This window comes from Campylobacter sp. 2018MI13 (genome assembly GCF_018501135.1).
GTDB lineage: Bacteria > Campylobacterota > Campylobacteria > Campylobacterales > Campylobacteraceae > Campylobacter_E.
On record NZ_JAHCZC010000092.1, the window covers coordinates 1 to 6,096 of the forward strand.

Genomic DNA, 6,096 nt, shown 5'->3' on the forward strand with positions numbered 1-6,096 from the left:
TAAATACCCTAATGATTATGAATTACCATTACTTAAACATAGTATAAGGCTAAAGACTTTTAATAAATATTTTTTGATTTTATTAATTTGGTTTATTTTTATAATCGCAGCGTTTAAATATAGTGATGAAATTATTATAATGTATTTTTTAATTATTTTAAATCCTATAATTACGCTAGTTTTTGAGCTAAAATTTAATTTAATCAAAATTAATTTTTATGATGATTTTTTAAAATTTGAATATGGATTTTTCTTATTTAAAGTCAAGTATAAGAAAATAAAATATATAGATTATCAAAGAATTTATATTCAAACTAGATATATTAATTTTATTATTAATACAAATAAATTGAGCGAAGATGATTTGGATTATTTAGCTATAAGTTTAAAAAATAATTCCTAATTAATTAAATTAGGAATTATGAAAAATTTAATTATGAAAATAAACCATTAACACTTTCATTATGATAAACACGGCGAATAACTTCTCCAAATAAAGGTGCAACACTTAAAACTGTTATTTTTTTACATTCTTTTGCTAGTGGTATAGTATCAGTTACTATTAATTCATCTAAAGCACCATTTTCTATTCTATCATAAGCTGCTCCACTTAAAACAGGATGAGTACAGCAAGCAATTACACTTTTAGCTCCTAATTTTTTAAACACTTCAGCAGCTTTAACAATAGTTCCTGCAGTATCAATCATATCATCAACTATAATTACATCTTTACCATTTACATCGCCAATTACATTCATAACTTCGCTTTCATTAGCTTTTTCACGGCGTTTATCAACAATAACAAGTTCTAAATCTAGTGCTTTTGCAACAGCTCTTGCACGAACAATTCCGCCTGTATCAGGACTTGCAACTACTGCTTTACTTAAATCTCTTTGTTTTAAATGTTCGTTAAAAATAATACTTCCGTATAAATTATCAACAGGGATATTAAAAAATCCTTGAATTTGACCTGCATGTAAATCAATAGTAGCTACACGGCTAATTCCTGCAGTTTGCATTAAATCAGCTACTAATTTTGCACTAATTGGAACTCTAGGAGCTGCTTTTCTATCTTGTCTAGCATATCCAAAATAAGGAATTACAGCAGTGATTGAATTAGCTGAACTTCTTTTTAATGCGTCAGTTAATATTAATAATTCCATTAAATTATCATTCGCTGGCGCGCAAGTGCTTTGGATAATAAATACATCTTTACCACGCACACTTTCTCCAATTTGAACGCTAATTTCTCCATCACTAAAACGCTTAACTCCAGCATCGCTTAATTTACAATCTAATCTTTGAGCGACTTTATTGGCAAATTGAATATTTGCAGAACCCGAAAAAATGGTATAACCTCTCATAAAATAACCTTTCTAAATTAATAAAATGAGCTATTATATCTTAAAAAACTTATTTGTAAATTTGTTACAAAAAGTAACATATTGTTAAAAATATTACGATTATTCTTAATCTTGTTGTTATTATATGCTAAATTCAGCATTTAAAATTAAAATATTAAAATCTTATCACGAAAGGAAAATTATGGAATTTACACCTAATTTTAACCCACTTGGCAACATTTGGTTAAGTGCATTTGTAGCGTTTTTACCTATACTTTGCTTTTTTCTTTGCCTAGTGGTTTTTAAGACAAAAGGTTATGTGGCAGGTTTTTTAACTGTTGTTACAGCCATTCTTGTTGCAGTTTTTGCTTATAAAATGCCGTTAAATGCTGCATTTGCTAGTATTATAGTAGGTTTTACTACTGGTATTTGGCCTATTGCTTGGATTATAATAGCAGCTATTTTTCTTTATAAGCTTTCAATTAAATCAGGTCAATTTGAAGTAATTAAACAAAGTATTATGACAATTACGCCTGATCATCGTATTCAAGTAATCATCATTGGATTTTGTTTTGGAGCATTCTTAGAAGGTGCTATTGGATTTGGTGGCCCTGTTGCAATTACTGCTGCTTTACTTGTTGGTTTAGGTCTTAGACCATTACAAGCAGCTGGATATTGTATGATAGCAAACACAGCTCCTGTTGCATTTGGTGCTATTGGTATTCCAATTATTGCAATGGCTCAAGCTGTTGGAATACAACAATATGAAGTTGCTGCTATGGTTGGTAGAATTTTACCTCCGTTTAGTTTTTGTATTCCATTTTTTATAGTATTTTTAATGGATGGTATGAAAGGTATTAAAGAAACTTTCCCTATTGTATTTGTTGCAGCTATTTCTTTTGCTATAGCACAATTTTTATCAGCAAACTTCTTAGGTGCTGAATTACCTGATATTATTTCAGCTATTGTTTCTTTAGTAGCTACTGCTGTTGCTGCAAAAACATTTAAACTTAAAAATATTGTAAGATTTGATGATAAAAAAGATTTTAGCGATGTAAAAATTTTAAGCATCAAAGAAATTGTTTATGCTTGGTCACCTTTCTTATTATTAATTGTATTTGTTGTTATATGGACTCAAGGTTGGTTTAAATCATTATTTGGAACTGATGCAGCTTTAGCATTTACAAATCTTAAATTATCATTTGCTAGTTTAGGTGATTTAGCAGTTATTAAACCATCACTTGTAGAAGGTGGAAAAGCAGGAACTCAACCTTTAGGACTAGGAATTCCATTAATCAACACTCCAGGAACAGCTATTTTATTTGCTGCAATTGCAAGTATATATATTTTAAAAGTAAAAGCTAGTGATGCTAAAGTATGCTTTAATGATACTTTAAGAGAAATGGCGTTTCCTATTTTAACTATTGGTTTAGTTGTTGGTTTTGCAAAAATTACTGATTATAGTGGAGCTAGTGGAACATTAGGAATTGCATTATCACAAACTGGTGGAGCATTTACATTCTTCTCTCCTGTAATTGGTTGGATTGGAGTATTCTTAACAGGTTCTGATACAAGTGCAAACCTTTTATTTGGTTCTTTACAACAAGTTACAGCTCATCAATTAGGATTTCATGACACATTATTCTTAGCAGCAAATAGTGCAGGTGGTGTTGTTGGTAAAATGATATCTCCACAAAGTATTGCAGTTGCTTGTGCTGCTGTTGGTCTTGTAGGACGCGAGAGTGAGTTGTTTAAATACACAGTTAAATACTCAATAGCTATGATAATAATTATAGGAATTTGGGTAAGCTTAATTGCATATTTTATGCCTGGAATTATACCACCTAGTATTCCTTTAGCTAAATAATTATGCTTAGTTTAAAAAGGTTAATTAAAAAAAATCTAGGAATATATTTTATGGTTATTGCTAGTTTTGCATTTGCACTCATGGGGTGCTGTGCAAAACTACTTGCAAATACTATGCCTAGTGTAGAAATAATGTTTTTTAGAAATGTTATTGGAGTTATTTTTATAGCTTATTTGATTTATAAAATTCCACATAAAAAATCAGGTGGTAAGTTCTCTTTATTGTTTTTTCGTGGTTTAATAGGAACTATTTCTTTATATTTTTTCTTTTATAATGTCGCTAATATTTCTTTAGGCGGTGCTTTTGCTTTTCAAAAAACAAATCCACTTTTTGTAGCATTAATTGCATTTTTGTTTTTTAAAGAGCAGTTAGGATTTAAAAGTATTTTATATTTATTATTAGCTTTTGGTGGTGTAATGCTGATAATTCAACCATTTGCACCTGAACATTTACATAGTGGTTTTGATATTAAAAACTCAATTTTAGGTGTTTTAAGTGGTTTAACAGCAGCACTTGCTTTAACAAGTGCTAGGGAATTAGGAAAGTTTTACAATACTGAAGTTATAGCATCAAGTTTTTTTATACTAGGAACAATTTTACCTATATTATCTATGCTAGGCGGAGAGTATTTAAATGAGAGTATTATTAGGCATTTTGATTTTGCTTTTGCTACATTTGTAATGCCTGTTGGATATAAAATATGGATTTTAATTATTTTAATGGGCTCTTTATCGATTCTATACCAAATATATGTAACAAAAGCCTATAAAGCAGCTAAAAAGGCTGGGGTTGTAGCTGGAGTTGGATATATTGATGTTGTATTTACTTTATTTTTAGGAATACTTTTAGGAGATGATTTACCAAGTTTTGTAGTTTTAACAGGTATAATCTGCGTTTTAATAGGTGGTATAGGAATAAGTTTAAGTAAGGATAATAAAAAATGAGAAAAATAATATTATTTGCAGGACCTTGCGTTATAGAAAGTCCTGAAATTGTTACAGAAGTTGCAAAAAGATTAGAAAAAATTGCAAAACATCCACAAATTGATTTTTATTTTAAATCAAGTTTTGATAAAGCAAATCGCACAAGTTTAGATAGTTTTAGAGGACCTGGACTTGAAAAAGGTTTGCAGATTTTAGCTGATATAAAATCTAAATTTGGATATAAAATAATTACAGATATTCACGAGAGTTATCAAGCTGAAATTGCAGCTCAAGTTGTTGATACTCTTCAAATTCCAGCTTTTTTATGCAGACAAACTGATTTATTAGTTGCAGCTGCTAAAACTAAAGCTATTGTAAATATCAAAAAAGGTCAATTTTTAAACCCAAGTGATATGAAATATAGCGTAGCAAAAGTAGCACAGACTAGAGGGTATGATTATAAAACTAATGATGAAAGTTTTTTTGCTTGCTCTGATATTGGAGAATTATCATATAAAGATTTAAAAGACGAAGATTTTTCAAAAGCTCATCAAATGGCAAGAGAAGCTGGTGTTTTAGCGGTTGAGCGTGGAACTAGTCTTGGATATGGGAATTTAGTTGTTGATATGAGATCTCTTAAAATTATGAGAAATTTCGCACCTGTTATATTTGATGCTACACATAGCGTTCAAATGCCTGGAGCAGCAGGTGGTAAGAGTGGTGGAGATAGCTCTTTTGTATTGCCTTTAGCAAGAGCTGCTGCTGGAGTTGGCGTTGATGGATTTTTCTTTGAAACACATTTTAATCCGTGTGAAGCTTTATGCGATGGACCTAATATGGTAGCTACTAGCAAATTAGAAGAGAAAATTAATTTATTATTGAAAATATTAAATAAGGAATAAGTATGAATATTATTGAAGGACAATTAAAATTAAATGGTAATGAGAAATTTGCCATAATAAATGCTAGATTTAATAGTTTTATAACTGATAAATTAGTTGAAGGTGCTAAAGATGCTTTTGTTCGTTTTGGTGGAAATGAAAAGAATTTAGATTTAATTTTAGTTCCTGGTGCTTTTGAATTACCTTATGCTTTAAAACAAGCAGTGAAGAAAAATTATGATGGAATAGTGGTTTTAGGTGCTGTTATTCGTGGAGATACCCCACATTTTGATTATGTATCAGCAGAATGCACTAAAGGTGTTGCAGCTATAACTTTAGCAAATGATACTCCAATTAGTTTTGGTGTTCTTACAACAAACACTACAGAGCAAGCTATGGATAGAGCAGGAATTAAAAGTGGTAATAAAGGTTATGAAGCTATGGTAACTACTATTGAAATGCTAAATTTACAAAGAGTTCAAAATGGCAACTAGACATCAAGCTAGAAAAACGGTTGTAAGTTTATTGTATTCATTTGATTATGTTCAAAATAGTGAGCATGTAAATGATTATTTAGAAGAGCATAAAATAAGAAATGCTATTCGTGAATGGGCTTTAGAATTATTTAACGGCGTTCAAACAAATCTATTAAAAATAGATGAGTGTTTAAAAGGTATTTTAGAAAGCAATGAGGTTAGTAATTTAGGTGGTATGGAAAAAGCTATTTTAAGACTTGGTGTTTATGAATTGCTTTTTACAAAAACAGATAAAGCTGTTGTTATAAATGAAGCTATTGAACTAGCTAAAGAATATGCAAGTGATAATGCACCTAAGCTTATTAATGGTGTATTAGATAAAGTTAGAAATTAATTTTAAATTAGCTAATATTTTTTATATTAGCTAATTACTCGTTGAATATTTTAATAGATATTTTTATATTTTATTTTCCAAATTAAATTCCTAATAGTTTTATGATATTTATTAAAATAATCAAAAAGGATAAATATGGAAAATGTTTTAATGCTAATGATAGGGGTATCAATATTATTAGCTTTTATAGTAATCATTGCCTTTATTTGGGG

At 29.4% G+C, this 6,096-nt stretch carries 7 protein-coding genes; 6 read left to right on the forward strand and 1 reads right to left on the reverse strand.

The window, feature by feature from the left end; genetic code table 11:
• A partial coding sequence (locus KJQ99_RS08355) for a hypothetical protein (protein WP_214150525.1) occupies positions 1–403 on the forward strand: 403 nt, incomplete at its 5' end.
• Between the two features lie 31 nt (positions 404–434).
• Here the strand turns inward: KJQ99_RS08355 and KJQ99_RS08360 are convergent.
• Positions 435–1,364: a ribose-phosphate pyrophosphokinase gene (locus tag KJQ99_RS08360; RefSeq protein ID WP_214118527.1), complete on the reverse strand. Its 930-nt coding sequence runs from the start codon at positions 1,362–1,364 to the stop codon at positions 435–437.
• 181 nt (positions 1,365–1,545) lie between these two features.
• Here KJQ99_RS08360 and KJQ99_RS08365 point away from each other — a divergent pair, with 181 nt between their 5' ends.
• Genes KJQ99_RS08365 through nusB form a run of 5 tightly spaced genes read left to right on the forward strand, consistent with a single transcriptional unit; the run spans position 1,546 to position 5,884 of the window.
• Positions 1,546–3,210 carry a lactate permease LctP family transporter gene (locus tag KJQ99_RS08365; RefSeq protein ID WP_250325686.1) on the forward strand — a complete coding sequence of 555 codons (1,665 nt, stop codon included), beginning with the start codon at positions 1,546–1,548 and terminating at the stop codon, positions 3,208–3,210.
• A 2-nt stretch (positions 3,211–3,212) separates the two neighbouring features.
• Positions 3,213–4,154 (forward strand): DMT family transporter, encoded by a 942-nt coding sequence (locus KJQ99_RS08370; RefSeq protein WP_250325177.1) that lies wholly within the window; start codon positions 3,213–3,215, stop codon positions 4,152–4,154.
• On the forward strand, positions 4,151–5,035 hold the full coding sequence (gene kdsA / locus KJQ99_RS08375; RefSeq protein ID WP_214118532.1) for a 3-deoxy-8-phosphooctulonate synthase: 885 nt from the start codon (positions 4,151–4,153) through the stop codon (positions 5,033–5,035). Before KJQ99_RS08370 ends, kdsA begins: the two co-directional genes overlap by 4 nt.
• Positions 5,036–5,037: 2 nt before the next feature.
• Positions 5,038–5,508 (forward strand): 6,7-dimethyl-8-ribityllumazine synthase, encoded by a 471-nt coding sequence (gene ribH / locus KJQ99_RS08380; protein ID WP_214118534.1) that lies wholly within the window; start codon positions 5,038–5,040, stop codon positions 5,506–5,508.
• Positions 5,498–5,884 (forward strand): transcription antitermination factor NusB, encoded by a 387-nt coding sequence (nusB, locus tag KJQ99_RS08385; protein ID WP_214118544.1) that lies wholly within the window; start codon positions 5,498–5,500, stop codon positions 5,882–5,884. Before ribH ends, nusB begins: the two co-directional genes overlap by 11 nt.
• Positions 5,885–6,096: the final 212 nt, after the last annotated feature.